17 protein-coding genes, 1 tRNA gene and 1 other RNA gene are annotated in these 21,466 nt (G+C 70.1%); 10 read left to right on the top strand and 9 right to left on the bottom strand.

Annotated features, from left to right (window positions below; genetic code table 11):
- Positions 1-4 precede the first annotated feature (4 nt).
- The 3 genes from ASD93_RS05410 to ASD93_RS05400 form a co-directional block, all read right to left on the bottom strand.
- Entirely contained in the window at positions 5-3,004 is a 3,000-nt protein-coding gene (locus ASD93_RS05410) for a bifunctional [glutamine synthetase] adenylyltransferase/[glutamine synthetase]-adenylyl-L-tyrosine phosphorylase (RefSeq protein ID WP_056119814.1), read from the bottom strand.
- Positions 3,005-3,019: 15 nt separating this feature from the next.
- Entirely contained in the window at positions 3,020-4,357 is a 1,338-nt protein-coding gene (gene glnA / locus ASD93_RS05405; RefSeq protein WP_056119811.1) for a type I glutamate--ammonia ligase, read from the bottom strand.
- An 80-nt stretch (positions 4,358-4,437) separates the two neighbouring features.
- The gene (locus ASD93_RS05400; RefSeq protein ID WP_056119808.1) at positions 4,438-4,623 is read right to left on the bottom strand and encodes a hypothetical protein; all 186 of its coding nucleotides are present in this window, start codon (positions 4,621-4,623) and stop codon (positions 4,438-4,440) included.
- Between the two features lie 98 nt (positions 4,624-4,721).
- On the opposite strand from ASD93_RS05400, the gene ppgK reads away from it, so the two are divergent.
- On the top strand, positions 4,722-5,483 hold the full coding sequence (ppgK, locus tag ASD93_RS05395; RefSeq protein ID WP_056119804.1) for a polyphosphate--glucose phosphotransferase: 762 nt from the start codon (positions 4,722-4,724) through the stop codon (positions 5,481-5,483).
- 16 nt (positions 5,484-5,499) lie between these two features.
- On the opposite strand, the gene rnpB is transcribed toward ppgK, so the two are convergent.
- Positions 5,500-5,861, bottom strand: an RNA gene (gene rnpB, locus ASD93_RS07500) — RNase P RNA component class A.
- Positions 5,862-6,053: 192 nt separating this feature from the next.
- On the opposite strand from rnpB, the gene ASD93_RS05390 reads away from it, so the two are divergent.
- Both ASD93_RS05390 and ASD93_RS05385 read left to right on the top strand, forming a co-directional pair.
- A complete protein-coding gene (locus tag ASD93_RS05390) occupies positions 6,054-6,725 on the top strand; it encodes an LPXTG cell wall anchor domain-containing protein (protein ID WP_235566891.1) in 672 nt (223 codons plus the stop codon).
- A 44-nt stretch (positions 6,726-6,769) separates the two neighbouring features.
- Positions 6,770-8,494: a DUF4012 domain-containing protein gene (locus tag ASD93_RS05385; RefSeq protein WP_056119800.1), complete on the top strand. Its 1,725-nt coding sequence runs from the start codon at positions 6,770-6,772 to the stop codon at positions 8,492-8,494.
- Position 8,495: 1 nt separating this feature from the next.
- On the opposite strand, the gene ASD93_RS05380 is transcribed toward ASD93_RS05385, so the two are convergent.
- The 3 genes from ASD93_RS05380 to ASD93_RS05370 are packed head-to-tail and all read right to left on the bottom strand — an operon-like array spanning position 8,496 to position 11,384.
- Positions 8,496-10,271, bottom strand: coding sequence for a bifunctional 3'-5' exonuclease/DNA polymerase (locus tag ASD93_RS05380; protein WP_200950590.1), 1,776 nt, complete (start codon positions 10,269-10,271; stop codon positions 8,496-8,498).
- Positions 10,213-10,656: a reverse transcriptase-like protein gene (locus tag ASD93_RS05375; RefSeq protein WP_056119792.1), complete on the bottom strand. Its 444-nt coding sequence runs from the start codon at positions 10,654-10,656 to the stop codon at positions 10,213-10,215. The genes ASD93_RS05380 and ASD93_RS05375 overlap by 59 nt, the downstream gene beginning before the upstream one ends.
- Positions 10,653-11,384, bottom strand: coding sequence for a zinc ribbon domain-containing protein (locus ASD93_RS05370; protein ID WP_056119790.1), 732 nt, complete (start codon positions 11,382-11,384; stop codon positions 10,653-10,655). The genes ASD93_RS05375 and ASD93_RS05370 overlap by 4 nt, the downstream gene beginning before the upstream one ends.
- Positions 11,385-11,467: 83 nt before the next feature.
- Here ASD93_RS05370 and ASD93_RS05365 point away from each other — a divergent pair, with 83 nt between their 5' ends.
- On the top strand, positions 11,468-12,991 hold the full coding sequence (locus tag ASD93_RS05365; RefSeq protein ID WP_056119788.1) for an amino acid permease: 1,524 nt from the start codon (positions 11,468-11,470) through the stop codon (positions 12,989-12,991).
- A 4-nt stretch (positions 12,992-12,995) separates the two neighbouring features.
- On the opposite strand, the gene ASD93_RS05360 is transcribed toward ASD93_RS05365, so the two are convergent.
- Positions 12,996-13,068, bottom strand: a tRNA-Val gene (locus ASD93_RS05360).
- Between the two features lie 142 nt (positions 13,069-13,210).
- Between ASD93_RS05360 and aceE the strand changes: the two genes are divergently transcribed.
- From aceE to ASD93_RS05330, 6 genes are all read left to right on the top strand, one after another.
- Positions 13,211-15,940: a pyruvate dehydrogenase (acetyl-transferring), homodimeric type gene (gene aceE, locus ASD93_RS05355; protein WP_056119784.1), complete on the top strand. Its 2,730-nt coding sequence runs from the start codon at positions 13,211-13,213 to the stop codon at positions 15,938-15,940.
- An 8-nt stretch (positions 15,941-15,948) separates the two neighbouring features.
- Positions 15,949-17,166 (top strand): PucR family transcriptional regulator, encoded by a 1,218-nt coding sequence (locus ASD93_RS05350; RefSeq protein WP_056119782.1) that lies wholly within the window; start codon positions 15,949-15,951, stop codon positions 17,164-17,166.
- 84 nt (positions 17,167-17,250) lie between these two features.
- Entirely contained in the window at positions 17,251-18,165 is a 915-nt protein-coding gene (locus ASD93_RS05345; RefSeq protein ID WP_056119779.1) for an ACP S-malonyltransferase, read from the top strand.
- A 14-nt stretch (positions 18,166-18,179) separates the two neighbouring features.
- The gene (locus ASD93_RS05340; protein WP_056119777.1) at positions 18,180-19,181 is read left to right on the top strand and encodes a beta-ketoacyl-ACP synthase III; all 1,002 of its coding nucleotides are present in this window, start codon (positions 18,180-18,182) and stop codon (positions 19,179-19,181) included.
- A 71-nt stretch (positions 19,182-19,252) separates the two neighbouring features.
- Complete coding sequence (locus ASD93_RS05335; protein ID WP_056119775.1) at positions 19,253-19,501, top strand: acyl carrier protein; 249 nt, start codon at positions 19,253-19,255, stop codon at positions 19,499-19,501.
- A gap of 58 nt (positions 19,502-19,559) precedes the next feature.
- Complete coding sequence (locus ASD93_RS05330) at positions 19,560-20,798, top strand: beta-ketoacyl-[acyl-carrier-protein] synthase family protein (protein WP_056119772.1); 1,239 nt, start codon at positions 19,560-19,562, stop codon at positions 20,796-20,798.
- Between the two features lie 146 nt (positions 20,799-20,944).
- Here ASD93_RS05330 and ASD93_RS05325 read toward each other — a convergent pair whose 3' ends face one another.
- Entirely contained in the window at positions 20,945-21,448 is a 504-nt protein-coding gene (locus ASD93_RS05325) for a DUF3145 domain-containing protein (protein ID WP_056119769.1), read from the bottom strand.
- Positions 21,449-21,466 lie beyond the last annotated feature (18 nt).

Raw genomic sequence — 21,466 nt, 5'->3', positions numbered from 1 at the left:
GGCTCTACCCGTAGAAGAGCTTCTCGAACACGCGGCGCGCCCGGCGCGTCGTGCCGAGGTAGTCCTCCTCGACCTGCGTCGCCGAGCGCGGCGGATACTCGAGAAGGCGTCCGATGCCGTCGAGCTTCTTGCGATCGACAGGCAGCACATCACTCGTCTGCCCGGACAGCAGCGTGTTCGCCGAACGCAGCCGACTCGCCAGGCGCCAGGCCTCGGTCAAGCGCTCCGCCGCGACACCCGGCACCAGCCCGGCTTCCCGCGCCGCCGCCAGGGCGTCCAGCGTCGAGGTGGTGCGCATGCCCGGAACGGCATGAGCATGCGTGAGCTGCAGCAGCTGCACGAGCCACTCGACATCGCTCAGCGATCCGGGCCCGAGCTTCAGGTGGCGCGCGGGATCCGCCCCCTGCGGCAGCCGCTCGCTCTCCACGCGCGCCTTGATGCGCTTGATCTCCCGCAGCCCCTGCAGATCAGCCTTCTCCGGGTAGCGCACCTGATCGGCGAGCTGGGTGAACGCCTCGATCAGCTTGACGCTCCCCGCGAAGCCGCGCGCGCGGAGCAGTGCCTGGGCCTCCCACGACAGCGACCACCGGCGGTAGTACTCGGCATATGCGTCGAGCGAGCGGGCGACCGGACCATTGCGACCCTCCGGTCGCAGCCCGGCGTCGAGGTCCAGCGGCACACGGTGATCCTCGGACTGCGTCCGCAGCGCGGCGACGAGCTTCAGCGCCAACTCGTGCGCGCGCTGGTCGTCCACGCCGTTCGGACGGTACACGTACATGACATCGGCATCCGACCCGAAGCCCAGCTCACGGCCGCCGAACCGGCCCATCGCGATCACCGAGAAATCCAGCGCGTCGTCCTCGGGCGGTACGATGCCCGGCCGCACGGCGCGCAGCGTCGCCTGGATCGTCACCTCGGTGATCGTGGTGAGGGCATCGGCGACCTCTTCGATCGTGACGGTGCCGAGGATCGCCCCCATGGCGGTGCGCAGCAGCTCCCTCCGCCGCAGCGCCCGCACCGACCGCATCGACTCATCCACCGAGCCGTGGCGTGCCTGGATCGCCCGGGCCTCCTGCTGCAGAGCGACGCCCGAGCGCGGCTTGAGCAGCTCATCGTCGTCGAGCCACGCGGCGGACTCCGGGATCCACTCCATCAGCTCGCCGATGTAGCGCGAACCCGAGAGCACGCGAGTGAGGCTCTCGGCCGCCGCCGACGAGTCGCGCAGCATCCGGAGGAACCAGGGGGTGTTGCCGAGCCGCTCGCTCAGTCGCCGGAAGGCGAGAAGACCGTAGTCGGGATCCACGCCGTCCGCGAACCACCGGATCATGACCGGCATCAGGTGGCGCTGGATCGTCGCCTTCCGGCTCAGCCCGCTCGTGAGCGCCGCGATGTGCCGGAGTGCGCCCGCGGGATCGGCGAATCCGATCGCGGCCAGACGGTCGTGCGCCTGCTCCGTCGACAGCGCACGCTCCTCGGCCGGCAGCGCCGCCACCGCCGACAGCAGCGGACGATAGAACAGCCGCACGTGGATGTCGCGCACCTCGCGCTTGACCGACTCCCACAGCTGCCATACCCCCGGCCCCGAGTCGCTGAGCCCGCTTGCGCGGGCTAGGACGCGCAGATCCTCCGGCCGCGCGGGCATCAGGTGGGTGCGGCGCAGATTGCGCAGCTGCACACGATGCTCGAGAAGGCGCAGCACGCGATAGTCGCGGGAGAACGCGGATGCCTCGGACCGGCCGATATAGCCCTCGGCCACAAGCGCGTCCAGTGCCTCGAGGGTGCCGCGCTGGCGGATGCGATCGTCGGACAGGCCGTGGACGAGCTGCAGCAGCTGGACGGTGAACTCGATGTCGCGGATCCCGCCCGGCCCCAGCTTGATCTGGAACGGGACGTCCGCGGCCGGGATGTGCTCGGTGACGCGCTCGCGCATCCGCTGCACACTGTCGACGAAGTTCTCGCGCGCCGCGCTCGTCCAGACCTTCGGCTGCACGGCCGCGACGTAGGCCTCGCCGAGTTCGACGTCTCCGGCGATCGGACGGGCCTTGAGCAGCGCCTGGAACTCCCAGCTCTTCGCCCACCGGTCGTAGTACGCCAGGTGCGAGTCCAGCGTGCGCACGAGCGCACCCTGCTTGCCCTCGGGGCGCAGGTTGGCGTCGACTTCCCACAGCGGGGGCTCGATCTCGATGCTCGAGATGCCGCGCATCGTCTGCACAGCGAGGCGCGTGGCGATATCCACCACGCGGCTCTCGCCCAGCTCGTCGATCGCGTCGTCGTCCGCGCCGGCCACGAAGATGACGTCCACGTCGCTGACGTAGTTCAGCTCGCGCGCTCCGGTCTTGCCCATCCCGATGATGGCCAGCTTCGCCCGCGCCACCTGGTCACGCGGGAACAGGCCCGCGCCGGCAGCGCCGCCCGAGACGCGGGTGCGGGCGACGGCGAGGGATGCCTCGAGCGCCGCGCCCGCAGCATCCGCCAACCGTGCCGCCACCGACGGCACATGGTCGACGGGCGAGGCGCTCAGCAGATCGAATGCCGCGATGCGGGCGAGCATGCGCCGGTAGCCCACGCGGAGGGCGACCCACGACGCCTCTCCCCCGTCGGCGGCGAACCCGTCGACCGCGTTCACCGAGTCGAGAAGGGTGTCCCGCAGCTCTCCGCCCGAGGGCAGGGCATCGCCCGCCCCGATCAGCTGTGCGAGTTCACCCGGATGCCGGAGGAAGAAGTCCGCGAACCCGGTCGACGCTCCCAGGAGCGCCCACAGCGCGAGCCAGCCCCGGGGATCGGACTGCAGCGTGCCCACCGCCTCGGGGTCTCGCCGCGCGATGCGGGCCAGCGCGCCGAGCGCCTCGTCGGGATCGGCCGCGACCGCGGCGCCCGCGATCGCGGATTCGCGAGGGATGCCGGCTGCTTCGACCTCCTCGAGGAGTGCGTCAGCGTCGGCGAGACCGCTGAAGCCCAGGCGCGCCAGATGAGTGAGAGAGCTGGACCGTTCGCTCGCAGACATGCGTCGCCGGTCGGGTCAGAGCATCTCGAGGTTGCTCTTGAGCTCGAACTGCGTGACCTGCGAGCGGTACTCCTGCCACTCGCGGCGCTTGTTCAGCAGCACATAGTTGAAGACCTGCTCGCCCAGCGTCTCGGCGACCAGCTCGGACTCCTCCATGTACTCGAGCGCGTGGTCGAGGCTCGCGGGCAGCGGGGCGTAGCCGAGGGCACGACGCTCAGCGTCGGTCAGCGACCACACGTTGTCCTCCGCCTCGGGAGGAAGCTCGTACTCCTCCTCGATGCCCTTGAGCCCGGCCGCCAGCATGAGCGCATAGGCGAGATAGGGGTTGGCGGCGGAGTCCAGGGCGCGGTACTCGACCCGCGACGACTGCCCCTTGCTCGGCTTGTAGAGCGGGACGCGCACGAGCGCGGAGCGGTTGTTGTGGCCCCAGCAGATGAAGCTGGGGGCCTCGTCGCCGCCCCACAGCCGCTTGTAGGAGTTGACGAACTGGTTGGTGACGGCCGAGATCTCATTCGCATGGCGGAGGAGACCGGCGATGAACTGGCGGCCGACTCGCGACAGCTGATACTGCGCGCCCTCCTCGTAGAAGGCGTTGACGTCACCCTCGAACAGCGACATGTGCGTGTGCATGCCACTGCCGGGCTTGCCGCTGAGGGGCTTGGGCATGAACGTCGCGTAGACGCCCTGCTCGATCGCCACCTCCTTGATGACGGTGCGGAACGTCATGATGTTGTCGGCGGTCGCCAGCGCGTCGGCGTATCGCAGGTCGATCTCGTTCTGCCCCGGGCCGCCCTCGTGGTGGCTGAACTCGACCGAGATGCCGAGGTCCTCGAGCATGCGCACCGAGCGGCGGCGGAAGTCGTGCGCCGTGCCGCCGGGCACGTTGTCGAAGTAGCCGGCGGAGTCCACGGGCTCGGGACCGTCTGCGCCGAAGGACGATGACTTGAGGAGGTAGAACTCGATCTCGGGGTGCGTGTAGAACGTGAAGCCGGCATCGGCCGCCTTGGCGAGCGTGCGCTTGAGCACGTGACGCGGGTCGGCCACCGCGGGCTGACCGTCGGGCGTCGTGATGTCGCAGAACATGCGCGCCGTGGGGTCGATCTCCCCGCGCCACGGCAGGATCTGGAACGTGGTCGGATCAGGGTGTGCGAGCAGGTCGGACTCGTACGAGCGAGTGAGGCCCTCGATCGCCGAGCCGTCGAATCCGAGGCCCTCCGTGAAGGCTCCCTCGACCTCGGCGGGCGCGATCGCGACCGACTTCAGCGTGCCGATGACGTCGGTGAACCACAACCGGACGAACTTGACGCCCCGCTCCTCGATCGTCCTCAGAACGAAGTCACGCTGCTTGTCCATCGCATCCTCTCCGGGTGCCCGAACGGGCCGTAGCCAGACTACTGGTCGGCGCCGGGATCACCCGACGACGACGAGCCGTCCTAGGAGTCTTCGCGGGCTTCTTCCTCGGCCCATGCGCGAGAGCGCTCGCGCATGATCTCGGGAGCCTTCGCGGCCTCCTCCGGAGTCTCGAACGGGCCGGCGCGGTCGACCGCGGGCGACTCGTAACCCTTCTCGACCTCACCGGTCTTGAGGTTGTACCAGTACTTCTCGCTGTCGCTCGTCACGGTCTGCTCCTCGGTCGATCCAGGCCCTCGGCGGCCCTGGCTCGATCCTAGTGACAGCCCGCACGCACCCGCCCGCCGCGGCTGGATAGGCTGAGCGCATGGCATCTCAGGCGACGCGCGCCGTGGGCGTGGACATCGGCGGCACCGGAATCAAGGCGGGGCTGGTCGATCTCGAGAAGGGCGAGCTCCTCAGCGACCGGATCAAGGTCTCGACGCCCGCAGGCGCCGAGCCCGAAGACGTGCTGAAGGCCGTGACCGAGGTGCTCGCCACCCTCGACGTCTCGCACGACGCCATCCCGCTCGGGGTCGCGTTCCCGGCGATCGTCAAGCGCGGGCGCACGCTGTCGGCCGCGAACGTGTCCGACAAGTGGATCGACTTCGAAGCCGAGAAGTTCTTCGAGGACGGGCTGGGCCGCGACATCCACTTCGCCAACGACGCCGATGTCGCCGGCGTCGCCGAAGTGCGGTACGGCGCCGCGAAGGACAAGCCCGGGCTCACGATTCTGACGACCCTCGGCACCGGCATCGGCTCGGCGCTGCTCTACAACGGCGTCCTGGTGCCCAACTCGGAGCTCGGTCACGTCCAGCGTGCGAAGCACGGGAAGGACGCCGAGGCCTTCGCCGCCTACTCCGCCATGGAGCGCGAAGACCTGACCTGGGAGCAGTGGGCGAAGCGGCTGCAGTGGTACTACAGCCACATCGAGTTCCTCTTCAGCCCTGACCTCTTCGTCGTCGGCGGCGGGGTGTCCAAGCACGCCGACCAGTTCCTGCACCTGCTGGACCTGCGCACGCCGATCGTCCCGGCGGTGCACCGAAACAACGCGGGCATCATCGGCGCCGCGGCGCTCGCGCTGGGCTGAGCACCGCACGAGAGGGCGAATGGGCCGGCCTGTACGCCGGGTTCTGTCCGGGGGCGTGAGCCCCGTGGACGGTCATCTCTCTCGGCGACACGTTGCCGTGCCGCTCCAGCGGCCTACCCGGGGACTCGGCGAGCCGCGTCTGCATCCCCTGTCTGGCCTTGCTCCGGGCGAGGTTTACCCTGCGGGCCGTGTCACCACGGCCCCGGTGGTCTCTTACACCACCCTTTCACCCTTACCCCGGTCGGAACCGGGGCGGTCTGCTCTCTGTGGCACTGTCTCGCGGATCACTCCGGGTGGGTGTTACCCACCGCCCTGCCCTGTGGAGCCCGGACGTTCCTCGGCGCGGGAGACCCGCGACGCGACCGTCCAGCCGACCCATTCGCGTGGTCGATTCTAGTCGGGCGGCACGGCGCGCCGTTTCGCCGCGACCCTCGTCTCTCACGTCGTTCTCATGTAAGCTGGCGCCACTCGTATCTGGGGATGCGGGTGGCTTGGTCTGGGAACCGAGCCGCAGGTACCACTCGACGCGCCGTCGCGCGCGTCGCATACAGCCATTGGGGAGGCTGAATCATGTTGCGCAAGACTCTTACCGTCATCGCTGTCGCAGCGATCATCGCGGTATCCACGCCTATGGCGGCATCCGCGGTCGAGGAAGACCCGTACACGCCCAACGAGCCGACGGCGGCGACGCTCGCCGGCTCGGTCGCGGTGGGCGAGTGCGTCGCGGATGCGCCGTACATCTCGTACGACATCAGGCTCACGGATCCCGACAAGCAGTCCACCGGGAACACCGCGTCGCTGGTGCTCTCAAGCGGTGCGAATGTCGTCACGATCCCGCTCGGAACACTGGTGAACAATCGCCTCACCGGGACTGTCCTGTGGCCCGGCGCGTCCGCGGACGACGAGGGCAACGCGACCGGCTGGCCGGGATGGGCGCTCAAGGACGGCACCTGGGTCGAGACCTCGGGCAACTTCGCCTGGACCCGCGGAAACATCTCCGCGGTCATCAAGGTGAACCCCGAGATGCCGGTGGCACTGTCGTACCCGGCGGCCTCGCCGAACTGCGCCACGCCTCCGACGGCCCTCTCGCCCGAGACGCCCGGATCGCCCGCCTCCGCCGGTGATCCCGCTCTCGCAGCCACCGGCGGTTCGCTGCCGTACCTCGCCGCAGGTGTGGGCGTCGTGCTCGTCGGTCTCGGCGCGGCTGTCGTCGTCTACCGTCGCCGCTCAGCGCGTCCCTGAAGGTGATGCGGGCGGTAACGCGCCCATCGAGAATCGCCCTCATCGTGGGCGCCGCCATCTTGGTGGCGGCGCTCGCGTGGGTCGCGTGGATCGGTGTGCGCGGCTGGCTGGCGAAGGAACAGCTCGACAGTGCACGCGCACTGACGGCTGACCTCCGCAGCGCCGTGGAATCCGGCGACCTCGACGCCGCGACGGCGACGACGGAGCGGATGCTGGCCCACGCGGATTCCGCGTCGGGGCTGACGTCCGATCCGCTGTGGCGAGCGGCCGAGATCGTGCCCGTCGCGGGCGCGAACCTCGCCGCGGCCCGGGTGATCTCGGCCGAGCTGACAGCGGTCCTCTCGGATGCGGCACTTCCGATGATGGACAGCGCAGGTCTGCTGGTCGATCAGCTCCGCCTTCCCGAGGGCGGCATCGACACCGCGCTGCTCGCGAGTCAGCAGCCGGCGTTCGAGAACGCGCAGGCGACGCTGGCGGCATCCGCCGACCGACTCGGCCAGATCGACCCCGACGCCCTGGCGGCCCCGGTCGGCGATGCGGTCCGGCAGCTCGACCAGGCGATCTCGGACCTGCGGCCGATCGTGGGCGCCCTCGACGACAGCGCCGCCGTGCTGCCGTCGTCGCTCGGCGGGGACGGGCCGCGCACGATCCTCGTCATGCTCCAGAACAATGCCGAGCTTCGCACCGCCGGCGGAATCACCGGGTCCTTCGTCGAGCTCCGAGCGGACGCGGGCAGGCTCACGCTGGTCTCGCAGGCGGATTCATCGGAATTCGAGCGGACGGTCTCGCCCATCATCCCGATCCCGTCCCCGACCCTGGCGCTGTACGGCGATCAGGTCGGCAGGTTCGTGCAGAACGCGACCATGCCCGCCGACTTCGACCTCTCCGCGCGGCTCGTCTCCCAGTGGTGGCAGATCCGCACCGGGCGCACGCCCGACACGATCCTGTCCGTCGATCCGCTGGTGCTTCGATCGCTGCTCAGCGTCACCGGTCCCATTGCGACCGAGCACGGCACGATCACCGCGGACGGACTCGTCGACCAGCTCCTCGTCGAGCCGTACATGTCGCTCGACTCGGCCGCTCAGACCGCCAAGTTCCGCACGACGGCGGCGGCGGTCTTCACGCAGATCGCCGACTTCGACATCGATCCGGTCGCCTTCGCCGCCGCACTCGGCACCCCCGTCGCCGACGGCCGGGTCTCGGTGTGGAGCGCGCATCCGGACGAGCAGGAGGTCCTCGCGCAGACAGCGCTCGCCGGTCCCGCCGCTCGACAGCGGGCGGCAGGCCCCGACGCCTTCGCCGTCTACTTCAATGACGCGACCGGCGGCAAGATGGACAGCATGCTCGACGTGGCGATCACCTCGGGAAGCGCCTCCTGCCGCGCCGACGACCGTCAGGACATCGTCGTGTCGGTGACCCTCACGAACACCGTCGAGCCCAGCGCCGTCGCGACGCTGCCGACGGCGATGACCGGCGGCGGACACTTCGGCGCCCGCGTCGGCGACATCTCGACGAATGTCTCGGTCTCAGCGCCGGAGGGGTCGTTCTTCGGCGGTGTGAGCGTCGCCGGAGAGCCGCTGCTGTCGGTGGACGTCGAAGAAGGGGGCCTGTCGGTGAGCTCCGCGCGGGTGGAAGTCGCCCCCGGCGAATCCCAGACGGTCGAGTTCCGGTTCGTCGCCGCAAGCACGGACCCCATCGAGCCGCACGTGATGCACACCCCGCTCATCGATGACGCGGCGGTGTCCGAGGCCCGGGTCGAGTGCGACTGAGCTAGGCCTTGAGAGCGGTGTCCGAGATGCGGACGTCGAGCAGGAAGTCCAGCGGGAAGTCGCCGAACAGCAGACGCCCGGCTGCGGCCGCGGCATCCGTCACCGCGTCCGCGACCTGATCCGCCAGCGACGCCGGCGTGTGCACGATGACCTCGTCGTGGAGGAAGAAGGCGAGGTGCGGCCGCGCGGCGAACACCGGCCCCGATCGCGGCGCGGAGTGCTCGACGCCGACCGGCGGCAGCGCCTCGAGTCGCCCTCGCAGGTCGGCGAGCCAGGCCAGCGCCCATTCCGCCGCCGTGCCCTGCACCACGAAGTTGCGGGTGAACCGGCCTCGATCACGCGCCCAGCGCTTCGCGCGGGTCTCCTCCGCTCCGGATGCCTCGGCCTCGGTCGCCCGGGACTGCGCCGAGCTCCACTCCTCCGACGGCGGCGGCGAGGTGCGGCCGAGCCAGGTCGAGACCACTCCGCCGTCCTCGCCCTTGCGCGCGGCCTCGTCGACCAGACCCATCGCGCGGGGGTACGCGCGGCGCAGCCGTGGCACGAGACGGCCGGACTCCCCCGTCGTCGCACCGTACATCGCGCCGAGCATCGCGATCTTGGCCTCCTGGCGGGTCGCGACGGCGCCGCTGTCGACGACGCCGGCGTAGAGGTCGCGTCCGCGGGCCGCCTCGGCCAGCGCGGTGTCGCTGGCCATGGCTGCCAGCACGCGGGGTTCGAGCTGTGCGACGTCGGCGACGACGAGCATCCACCCGGGATCGGCGCGCACGGCCTCGCGCAGCTGGCGGGGAAGCTGCAGCGCTCCCCCGCCCGATGACGCCCACCGGCCGGTGACGACCCCGCCGGGCACGTAGACCGGGCGGAATCGCCCATCGTCGACCCACTCGTCGAGCCAGGCCCATCCGTTGGCCGACAGGAGCCGCGAGAGCTTCTTGTACTCGATCAGCGGTTCGACGACCGGATGCTTCTGCTCGGCCAGCTCCCATCGGCTCGTGGACTCGACCAGCACGCCCACGCGGTGAAGCGATCGCAGCAGCTTCGGCTGCGAGTCGAGACTGGCCGACGGGTCGCCGAGGGCCTCCCGCACCCGGCTCGCGGCAGCGGCGAGCCGGGCGGGCTGCCCCCCGCCGGGCGGGCGCTCCCCGAGGATCTCGACGAGAATGCGGTCGTGCTCGGCCACGTCCCAGGGCACCCCGGCGGCCCGCAGCTCCTCGGCGATGAGCGCACCGGCCGACTCGGCGGCGATGAGCAGCCGCAGGCGGCCCGCGTCGAGCGACGTCGCGATCGCCTCACGCTGACGAGCGAACTCGGCGAGCGCCTCCTCGAGATCGGAGGGCAGACCCGCCGGCTGATGCGACTCGTCCAGGTCGAACAGGGTCGGCGCGGTCGCCGGCGCAGCCTCGTGGGGTGCGGCATCCCACGCCATCGCCTGCCTCACACCCGTCGACTCCGGCACGAGGGCCGAGTCGCGCAGGATGGCATGAGCCAGCCGCAGGTCGTGGCATCGGCCGATGCGCACGCCGCCCGCGAGCAGTGCGGCATACCAGCGCGGCGCGTCGTTCCACACCCACCGCGGCGACCATCGCGCTTCACTCTCGGCTGCCCAGGAGCACAGGGCGGATGCCTCGACCCGCCGCCTCTCGAGCTCGGATCCGTCCGCGTCCAGGAGCGCGGCGTCGACACGCTCGCCCGCCCGCCCGAGGACGATCCAGGCCGGAGCTCTAGGGCTGACCGGCGTCGAAGTCACGTCGGAAGCTCTCTCGTAGGTCCATCGCCTCATTCGCCGCGGCATCCGCCCGCGCGTTCTCGAGGCGGGGCACCCATTCGAACGCGACGTCGCGTCCGGCGATCAGCGCGCGAGCGCGCCGCGCCTGCGCCTGCATGTCGGGGTGCGAGATGCGCCAGCGACCCGACATCTGCTCCACCACGAGTCGCGAGTCCATGCGCACGATCACCGATGCCTCGGGGTCCAGATCGAACGCGGCCCCGACCCCCGCGATCATCCCGGCGTACTCGGCGACGTTGTTCGTCGCGACGCCCATGTAGACGCCGACCTCGGTGAGGACGGACCCGTTGGCGGCGTCGAGCACCACGGCGCCGCCGGCCGCCACGCCCGGATTGCCGCGGGAGCCCCCGTCGGCCTCCACGACGAGGTGTCGGCTCACAGTCCCGAGTCGTAGGTGCGGACCAGGATGCTGCCGCACTCCGGGCAGTACACGACGTCGTCCTCCGCCGCCCGGCGCAGCGCGTTCAGGTCGGTGCCCGACAGCACCATGTGGCAGCCCTCGCACGTGCGCGCGCGAAGGATCGCTGCGCCCGCGCTGCGAACGGCGAGCTTCTCGTACGCGGCGAGGAGGTCGGCGGGCACCGAGGCGGCCAGGGCGGCACGGTCACGGGTCGCCGCGTCGAAAGCGGCGGTCGCCTCGGCGACGACGCGCTTGGCCTCGGCGCTCAGCTCGGCCCCCTGGGCGTTCGTCTCCGCGATCAGCGCCTCCTGAGCGGCGACCGCGGCGTCGGCCTGCTCGAGGCGCTCCATGACCTCGAGCTCGGCGTCCTCGAGGTCGGACTTGCGTCGCGCGAGGGATGCGAGCTCGCTCTCGAGGCCCTGCGCCTCCTTGGAGTTGCTCGACGCCGCGAGGCGCTCGGCATCGCGGGCGCTGCGGGCGTCGACGACCGCGACATCGGACTCGATGCGCGACAGCTCGGTGCGAAGGTCGTCACGGGCTCCGAGCCGCGCGGTGAGCTCCTGAGACAGCGTCTGGCGCTGCGCGAGCAGCTCCTGCACCCGGCCGGCCTGCGGCGGATTCCTGCGAGCATGATCGGTCTGGCGGATGCGGGCGTCGAGGCCCGCGACCTCGACGAGGCGGAGCTGGTCTGCGGGGCTGGCGTTCACGACACCAACCTACCCGGGCATCGACGGCCCTGCGCGGCGGGACTAGCATTCAACGACCGGCCCCCAGCAGGAAGGCGAGAACAATGAGCGTTCTGCGCACCAAGTCCGTCGAGCAGTCGATCGCCGACACCGATGAGCCGGAGTTCCGGCTGAAGAAATCGCTCACCGCGCTCGACCTGACGGTCTTCGGCATCGGCGTCGTCATCGGCGCGGGCATCTTCACGCTCACCGGCAAGGCCGCGCACGAGGTCGCCGGGCCCGCCATCGTCATCAGCTTCGCGGTCGCCGCCATCGCGTGCGCCCTCGCCGCGCTCTGCTACGCGGAGTTCGCCTCCACCGTCCCCGTAGCCGGGTCCGCGTACACGTTCTCGTACTCGTCGCTGGGTGAGCTCTTCGCCTGGATCATCGGCTGGGACCTGATCCTCGAGATGTTCCTCGGCGCGAGCGTGGTGGCCCAGGGCTGGAGCGCCTACCTCGGGACGCTCATGGAGCAGCTCGGCGCCCCGATCCCGGACGCCATCGGCTACGGCGGCACCGTCGACGTGATGGCGATCGTCCTCGTGCTCGTGCTCGGCGGCCTGATGACCTTCGGGATCAAGGAGTCCCTGCGCGTCAACATGGTGCTCGTCGCGGTGAAGCTGTTCATCGTCCTCTTCGTGATCATCGCCGGTCTGCTGTTCGTCAACCCGGCGAACTGGTCGCCGTTCGTCCCTGCGGCCGTGCCTGCCGAGAGCCCGTCGGGACTCACACAGCCGCTCCTCCAGTTCCTCTCGGGCATCGAGCCGACGGCGTTCGGCGTGGGCGGAATCTTCGCCGGCGCAGCGCTGGTGTTCTTCGCCTACATCGGCTTCGACGTCGTGGCGACCACGGCCGAGGAGACGAAGAACCCGCAGCGCGACCTGCCCATCGGCATCATCGCCTCGCTGGTCATCTGCACGCTGCTCTACTGCGCCGTCGCCTTCGTCGTGACGGGGATGGTCCCCTATCAGGAGCTCGACCCCACGGCGGCGCTCGCACAGGCGTTCGTGTTCCACGGCGCGACATGGATGGCCACGCTCATCTCGGCAGGTGCCGTCGCCGGTCTCACGACCGTCGTCCTGACCCTGCTGATCGGAGCCACGCGCATCATCTTCGCGATGTCGCGCGACGCTCTGCTCCCGGCGAGCCTCGCGAAGGTGCACCCCCGCTTCCGCACCCCGTGGGTGATCTCGATCGTCGTGACCGTGATCGTCGCGATCACCGCCGGATTCACGCCGATCGGCGTCCTGGAGCAGATGGTGAACATCGGCACGCTGTCGGCGTTCGTCCTCGTGTCCGTCGGTGTGATCGTCCTGCGCCGCAAGCGCCCCGATCTCAAGCGAACGTTCCGCGTGCCGCTGAGTCCGTGGCTGCCGGGCCTCTCCGCACTGATCTGCATCTACCTGATGCTGAACCTGTCCGTGGAGACCTGGCTGCGCTTCCTCGTCTGGCTCGCGGCAGGCTTCGTCATCTACTTCGCCTACTCGCGCCGGCACTCGCGGATCGGCCAGCCGGGGTACGAGGAATTCGCCCTGCCCCATGTCGTGTCGCACCAGCGGGACGACAGCGACGACGACCCGCGATCCTGAACGGTGGGCCCTGCCGGGATCGAACCGACGACATCCACGGTGTAAACGTGGCGCTCTACCAGCTGAGCTAAAGGCCCTCGCCGCCCAGTCTAGGAGGTGCATCCGCGCCGCCTCGGACTGGGTAGGCTGAGAGACGGCGCGTTGTGCACGGCGAACAAAGCCTGCACCGCTTCGGTAGCGATTAGCTGGCACGATCTGCCAGACGACGAAAGGTCATCTGTGACTGTCAACGATCAGGATCCGTACTCGCAGGACCCCCTCGACAGCGATCCCGATGAGACCTCCGAGTGGCAGGAATCCCTCCAGCAGCTCGTGCAGGCGAAGGGCCACGGACGTGGCCGCGAGATCATGCTCAGCCTGCTCCAGACCTCGCACGAGCTTCAGCTGAACGTGCCACAGGTCCCCACCACGGACTACATCAACACCATCGCGCCCGACAATGAGCCCGAGTTCCCCGGCGACGAGGAACTCGAACGGCGCTACCGTCGGTGGCTGCGCTGGAACGCGGCGATCACGGTTCACCGCGCGCAGCGCCCGGGCATCGGCGTCGGCGGACACATCTCCACGTACGCGTCGTCGGCGTCGCTGTACGAAGTCGGCTTCAACCACTTCTTCCGTGGCCTGGACGACCCGACCGGCGGCGACCAGATCTTCATCCAGGGCCACGCATCGCCCGGCATCTACGCCCGGTCGTTCCTCGAGGGACGCCTCAGCGAGACGCAGCTCGACGGCTTCCGTCAGGAGAAGTCGAAGGCGCCCGACGGCATCCCGTCCTACCCGCACCCGCGGCTCATGCCGGAGTACTGGCAGTTCCCGACGGTGTCGATGGGCCTCGGTCCGATCAACGCGATCTACCAGGCGATGTCGAACAAGTACCTCACCAACCGAGGCATCAAGGACCTCTCGAACTCGCGCGTGTGGGCCTTCCTCGGCGACGGCGAGATGGACGAGGTCGAGAGCCGCGGCCAGCTTCAGGTGGCCGCCAACGAGGGCCTGGACAACCTGACCTTCGTCGTCAACTGCAATCTCCAGCGGCTCGACGGGCCGGTGCGCGGCAACGGCAAGATCATCCAGGAGCTCGAGAGCTTCTTCCGCGGCGCAGGGTGGAACGTCATCAAGGTCGTGTGGGGCAGCGGGTGGGACGAGCTGCTCTCGAAGGACACCGACGGCGCGCTCGTCCACCTGATGAACACGACGCCGGACGGCGACTTCCAGACCTATCGGGCCGAGGACGGCGCGTTCATCCGCGAGCACTTCTTCGGGCGCGACGAGCGCACGGCGGCCCTCGTGAAGGACTGGTCCGACGAGGACATCTGGGGCAGGCTGCGTCGCGGCGGCCTCGACTACCGCAAGGTGTATGCGGCCTACAAGGCGGCGACCGAGCACAAGGGCCAGCCCACCGTCATCCTGGCGAAGACCATCAAGGGCTACGGCCTCGGTCACCACTTCGAGGGCCGCAACGCGACCCACCAGATGAAGAAGATGACGCTGCAGGACCTCAAGTACTTCCGTGACTCGATGCGCATTCCGATCTCGGACGAGCAGCTCGACGAGAACCCGTACCTGCCGCCCTACTACAACCCCGGCGCGCAGGACGAGACGATCCAGTACATGCTGGAGCGCCGTCGGTCGCTGGGCGGCTTCCTGCCCGAGCGTCGCAGCCACCACGTCGGCATCCAGCTGCCCGGCGACGAGGCGTACGCCCTGCCGAAGAAGGGCTCGGGAACGCAGGAGATCGCCACGACGATGGCGTTCGTCCGGCTGCTGAAGGACCTCCTGCGCGCGAAGGACTTCGGTCACCGCATCGTCCCGATCATCCCCGACGAGGCGCGCACGTTCGGCATGGACGCGTACTTCCCGACGGCGAAGATCTACAACCCGCACGGCCAGAACTACACCTCGGTCGACCGCGAGCTGCTCCTTGCCTACAAGGAGAGCCCGCAGGGTCAGATCATCCATGTCGGCATCAACGAAGCGGGCGCCCTCGCGGCGTTCACCGCGGCCGGCACCTCTTACGCGACGCACGGCGAACCGCTCATCCCGGTCTACGTCTTCTACTCGATGTTCGGATTCCAGCGCACCGGCGACGCCCAGTGGGCCGCCGGCGACCAGATGGCTCGCGGCTTCATCATCGGGGCCACCGCCGGGCGCACGACGCTGACGGGAGAGGGCCTGCAGCACGCCGACGGCCACTCGCAGCTCCTGGCGTCGACGAACCCGGCCACGGTCTCGTACGACCCGGCATACGGCTACGAGATCGCGCACATCGTCCGCTCGGGGATCGAGCGCATGTACGGCGGGAACCACCCCGACCCCAACGTCATGTACTACATCACGGTGTACAACGAGCCGCTGGTCATGCCGGCGGAGCCCGAGGGTGTCGACGTCGATGGCATCGTGCGCGGCATCCACCGCATCTCGTCCCCCGAGGGCGACGGCCCCCGCGCACAGCTGCTCGCGTCGGGTGTGGGCGTGCCGTGGGCCCTCGAGGCGCAGCAGCTGCTGCGCGAGGACTGGGGTGTCCAGGCCGACGTGTGGTCCGTGACGTCGTGGACTGAGCTGCGCCGTGACGGCCTCGCCGCCGACGAGCACAACTTCCTGCACCCGTCCGACGAGCCGCACACCGCGTACATCACCCGGAAGCTCGACGGCGCGGCCGGTCCGGTCGTCGCCGTGAGCGACTTCATGCACGCTGTGCAGGATCAGATCCGCCCGTGGGTGCCGAACCGCTTCGTGACGCTCGGAGCCGACGGCTTCGGATTCTCTGACACGCGCGCGGCCGCCCGTCGCTACTTCAAGATCGACGGCCCGTCGATCGTCGTTCGCACGCTCCAGGCCCTCGCGGCCGACGGCGTCGTCGACGGCGGACTCGCGGCGCAGGCGATCGAGAAGTACCGCCTGCACGACGTGACCGCAGGCACGAGCGGAAACGCCGGCGGCGAGAGCTGACCGGCGCGATGCCCGCCCCCGCCTCGATGGACAAGACCGAGACGCTCGCCTGGCTGCGGCGCATCTCGGGCGACCTCGCGACGGCCACGATCCAGCGCCTGGAGGACACGCTCCCCTGGTACGCCGATATGCCGCCCGCTCGGCGTTCGGCCGTGGGACTCGTGGCACAGGCGGGCATCACCTCGTTCATCTCCTGGTACGAGGACCCCACTTCCACTCCATGGATCGCGGCCGACATCTTCGCGGTGGCGCCCCGCGAACTGCTGCGCAGCGTCAGCCTGCAGCAGACCCTGCAGCTCATCAGGGTCACCGTGGAGATCACCGAGGAGCGCGTCGCGGGCAAGGGCGAGCACCTGCGCGAGGCGATCCTGCTCTACTCGCGCGACGTGGCGTTCGCCGCCGCCGACGTCTACGCACGCGCGGCCGAGGCCCGCGGGCTGTGGGATGCGCGCCTCGAGGCCCTCGTCGTCGACTCGATCCTCACCGGCGAGGCCGACGAGGAGCTTCCGAGCCGCATCGCGGCCCTCGGCTGGCACGGCCACGGCGAGGTCGCGGTGCTCGTGGGCACGACGCCCCCGCAGTTCGACATCGACCAGCTGCGGCGCACCGCGCGCAAGCTCGGTGTGGACGTGCTGATCGGTGTGCAGGGATCGCGTCTCGTGCTCGTGCTGGGTCGCGCCGAGCCGCCCACGCGCCCCGACGACCTCCCCGTCGATCTCCCCTTCACCGACATCGCCAAGCGCCTCGAGCCCGGCTTCGGCCCCGGTTTCCTCGTGCTCGGACCGACGGTGCCGGCGCTCGTCGAAGCCAGCCAGAGCGCCCGCGCCTCGCTCGCGGGGTTCGCCGTCGCGCGGGCCTGGCGCCACGCCCCGCGTCCGGTCGAGGCCGACGATCTGCTCCCCGAGCGCGCGCTCGCCGGTGACCCGCTCGCCAAGCTGACCCTCGTCGAGCGCATCTACCGCCCCCTCCAGGCCCACAGCGCCGACCTGGTGACGACGCTGTGGAGCTACCTCGACAACGGCCGGTCGCTCGAGGCGACGGCTCGTGAGCTGTTCGTGCACCCGAACACCGTGCGGTACCGCCTCAAGCGCGTGTCCGAGGTGATCGGGTGGGACGCCACCGGCCCCCGCGAGGCGCTCATCCTGCAGACCGCGCTGATCCTCGGGTCCATCGGAACGGATGCCGCACGCCGACGTGCGCCGCAGACACGCCGTTCCGCGCCCTGATCTGTACACCTCGCACAAAGGGTTCGGCGATTCTTGTGTCGGGATCGCCAGAACCGCACGCCTGATCCTTGGCAGGATGGACAAGTGAGAATCGCCGTCTTCCCCGGGCAGGGCTCGCAGTCCCCCGGCTTCCTCTCCCCCTGGCTCGCCCTCGACGGCGCAGCCGACCGGCTTTCGCAGTACTCGGAATGGTCGGGCGTCGATCTGGTCGCCGCGGGCACGGAGTGGGATGCCGACCGGATCCGCGACACGCAGGTCGCTCAGCCGCTCATCGTCGCGGCGAGCCTGCTCTCGTGGAACGCGCTGCAGAGCCGTGACGCGATCGACGGCGTGGCGGGCCACTCGGTCGGCGAGTTCGCCGCAGCGGCGGCCTCCGGCATCCTGAGCGAAGAGGACGCGCTGCGCCTCGTCGGCATCCGCGGTCGGGCGATGGCCGAGGCCGCCGCTGCCGAGAAGACCGGCATGAGCGCGGTGATCGGCGGGGAGGAGGCATCCGTCGTCTCCCGGCTCGAAGAACTCGGCCTCACGCCCGCCAACTACAACGGCGGAGGCCAGCTCGTGGCCGCGGGAGCCCTCGACGCACTGGCGCAGCTGACGGCGGAACCGCCCGCCGGCACGCGGGTCATTCCGCTTCAGGTGGCGGGCGCCTTCCACACCCGCTACATGGCTCCGGCCGTCGAGACGCTGCGCTCGGCAGCGGGGCGGGTGTCGGCATCCGACCCTCGCGTGACGGTGTGGACCAACCGGGACGGCTCTTCCGTCACCGCGGGGAGCGACTTCGTCACGCTGCTCGTCGATCAGGTCGCATCCCCGGTCCGCTGGGATCTGTGCATGGCGGCCTTCTCTTCCGCGGGTGTGTCGGGCATCGTTGAGCTATCACCCGCGGGTACGCTCACGGGGCTCGCGAAGCGGGCTCTGCGCGGCGTCCCCGCCGTCGCCGTCAAGGCTCCCGACGACCTCCAGGCGGCCGCAGACCTCCTCGGCTCCGCCGACGCATGACCGGAGAATCCCGCATGACCCCCACGCTCGTCCAGCCCACCGGCCCCGCCCACACGCGCATCTACTCGTACGGCGCCGCCCGCGGCGAGATCGCCGTGCCCAACGACGACCTCGTCGGCCCCATCGACTCGAGCGACGAGTGGATCCGTCAGCGCACCGGCATCATCACACGGACGCGGGCCGTGGCCGAGACCGACGCGATCGACCTCGCCTCGGACGCCGCGCGCGAAGCGATCGAGCGATCGGGAGTGGATGCCGCGAAGATCGACGCGGTCATCGTGGCCACGGTCAGCAACCCGAAGCAGACCCCGTCGGTGTCGGCGATCGTCGCCGATCGTGTCGGGTCCAATCCCGCCGCCGCCTACGACATCAACGCCGCGTGTGCGGGCTTCGCGTACGGGGTCGCTCAGGCCGACGCCCTCATCCGGGCCGGCGCCGCGCACTACGCGCTGGTGATCGGCACCGAGAAGCTCAGCGACATCGTCGATCCCGCCGACCGCAGCATCTCGTTCCTCCTCGGCGACGGGGCGGGCGCCGTGGTGATCGGTCCGAGCGACACGCCCGGCATCGGGCCGACCGTGTGGGGCTCGGACGGCTCGAAGGCCGAGGCTGTGGGCATGAACCACACGCTCACGGACTTCCGCGACGGTCTCGCGCCGTGGCCCACCCTCCGCCAGGAGGGCCCGACGGTCTTCCGCTGGGCGGTGTGGGAGATGGTGAAGGTCGCACGCCAGGCGCTCGAGGCGGCGGGGGTCGAAGCATCCGATCTCGCCGCGTTCGTGCCCCACCAGGCGAATATGCGCATCATCGACGAGTTCGCCAAGCAGCTGGGCCTGCCCGAGAGCGTCATCATCGGGCGCGACATCGAGACGACCGGCAACACGTCGGCCGCGTCGATCCCGCTCGCGACGCACCGCCTGCTCGAGGAGCACCCCGAGCTCAGCGGCGGGCTCGCCCTGCAGATCGGCTTCGGAGCGGGCCTGGTGTTCGGCGCGCAGGTCGTCGTGCTCCCCTGAGCCAGGACGAGCCCGACCATAGAATTGACCCGGACCACCCGGTCCCGCACCCCCGAGAAACAGGAGAAACCATGGCATTCAGCAGCGACGAGGTCCTTGCCGGGCTCGCCGAGCTCATCACCGACGAGACGGGCATCTCTGCCGACGAGGTCGCCCTCGAGAAGTCGTTCACGGACGACCTCGACATCGACTCGATCTCGATGATGACGATCGTCGTGAACGCCGAGGAGAAGTTCGGCGTCACCATCCCCGACGACGAGGTCAAGAACCTCAAGACCGTCGGCGACGCCGTCAGCTACATCGCGTCGAACCAGGCGTAGGACCATCCCGGTGGGGGCTTCGGCCCCCACCGGTCAACACCCGAGGACCTTGATCTCCATGAGTACACCCCGCATCGTCGTCACCGGCATCGGCGCGTCCACTCCGCTCGGCGGGACCGCGCCCGAGACCTGGGCGGCCCTCCTGGGAGGGGCCTCTGGCGCCCACACCCTCGAGTACGACTGGGTGGAGGAGTACCAGATCCCGGTGACGTTCGCCGCTGAGGCGCTCGTCCGGCCCGACACCGTGCTGGATCGCCCGGTCGCCAACCGCCTGGACCCGTCCGCGCAGTTCGCGCTCGTCGCGGCTCTCGAGGCGTGGGCGGATGCCGGGAGCCCGGAGGTCGATCCCGAACGGTTCGCGGTGGACTTCGCGACCGGCATCGGCGGGCTGCAGACGACACTCGCGGCCTGGGACGTCCTCAAGACCAAGGGTCCGCGACGCGTCATGCCGATGAGCGTTCCGATGCTGATGCCCAATGCCCCGGCCGCGGCGGTCTCGATGCACCTCGGCGCACGCGGCTACGCCCGCACCGTGGCCTCCGCGTGCGCGTCGAGCACGGAGTCCCTCATCAACGGGTTCGAGGCCCTCAGGGCCGGCCAGGCGGATGTGATCATCGCGGGCGGCTCCGAGGCCGTCATCCACGGTCTCACGCTCGCCGCGTTCGCCGCCATGCAGGCTCTGTCCAAGCGCAACGACTCCCCCGAGACCGCGTCGCGTCCGTACAGCGTCGACCGCGACGGCTTCGTCATGGGCGAAGGGGCGGCGTGCCTCGTGCTCGAGACGGAGGAGCATGCCAAGGCCCGCGGCGCCCGGATCTACGCCGAGATCGTCGGTGGCGGCGTGACTGCCGACTCGTACCACATCACCGCCCCCGAGCCGGATGGCCTCGGCGCTTCGCGCGCGGTGCGGATGGCGCTCGAGCAGGCCGGCGCCACCCCGGACGACGTGACGCACATCAACGCGCACGCCACCTCCACGCCCACCGGCGACATCGCCGAGTACAAGGCGCTGCGCAGCGTCTTCGGCGAACGCGTGCACGACATCCCCGTCTCCGCGACCAAGGGAGCCACGGGTCACCTTCTCGGCGGCACGGGCGCCCTCGAGGCGATCTTCACGATCCTCGCACTTCGCGACCGCGTCGCTCCGCCGACGATCAACATCTCGACGCAGGACCCCGAGATCCCGCTCCAGGTGTCCGGCGACGTCGTCCCGCTCGGCGACGGTCCGCAGCTCGCGATCAGCAACTCGTTCGGCTTCGGCGGCCACAACGCCGTCGTCGCGATCCGGTCGTACTGACGCACCCCTACCGACGCGAAGACGCCCCCGGATACTCCGGGGGCGTCTGTCGTGTCAGGCGGTGATTCGCGTTCCCGCGGCCCGGGATTGGTCTGCCTCCGAGCCTCGGTAGTGACGCCTCGCCCGCCTGAGCCTGTGCGGAGCCGTCAGCCGACCTTGTGCAGCCAGACGACCGGCGCGTCGTCGCTCGCGTGGCGGAACGCCTCGAGTTCCTCATCCCATGCGGCGCCCAGCGCGACCTGCAGCTCGCGGTGCAGCTCGATCATGTTGCCGGCGGCGACTTCCATCGCGTAGCGGATGCGGTCCTCGCCGATCACGACGTTGCCCGCCGAGTCGGTCTGCGCGTAGTGGATGCCGAGCCCCGGCGTGTGCAGCCACCGGCCGCCATCGCTGCGCGGCGTCGGGTCCTCGGTCACCTCGAAGCGCAGGTGCTCCCAGCCGCGGATGGCGGTCGCCAGCGCCGCGCCGGTACCGGCCGGACCCTCCCAGTAGTGCTCGGTGCGCCGGGCGCCGTGCAGCACAGGCTGGTCAGCCCAGTCGAAGCTGACCGCCTTGCCCAGGGCGCGGCCGACTGCCCACTCGAGGTGGGGGCACAATGCTCGTGGCGCAGAGTGAATGTAGATCACTCCACGCGCCTGTGGTGTCGCCATGATCTCTCCGTTTCATCA

Source organism: Microbacterium sp. Root180 (genome assembly GCF_001428485.1).
Taxonomy (GTDB): Bacteria; Actinomycetota; Actinomycetes; order Actinomycetales; family Microbacteriaceae; genus Microbacterium.
Note: the sequence above shows the minus strand (reverse complement) of the source record. Positions and strands in the feature narration are given on the sequence as shown.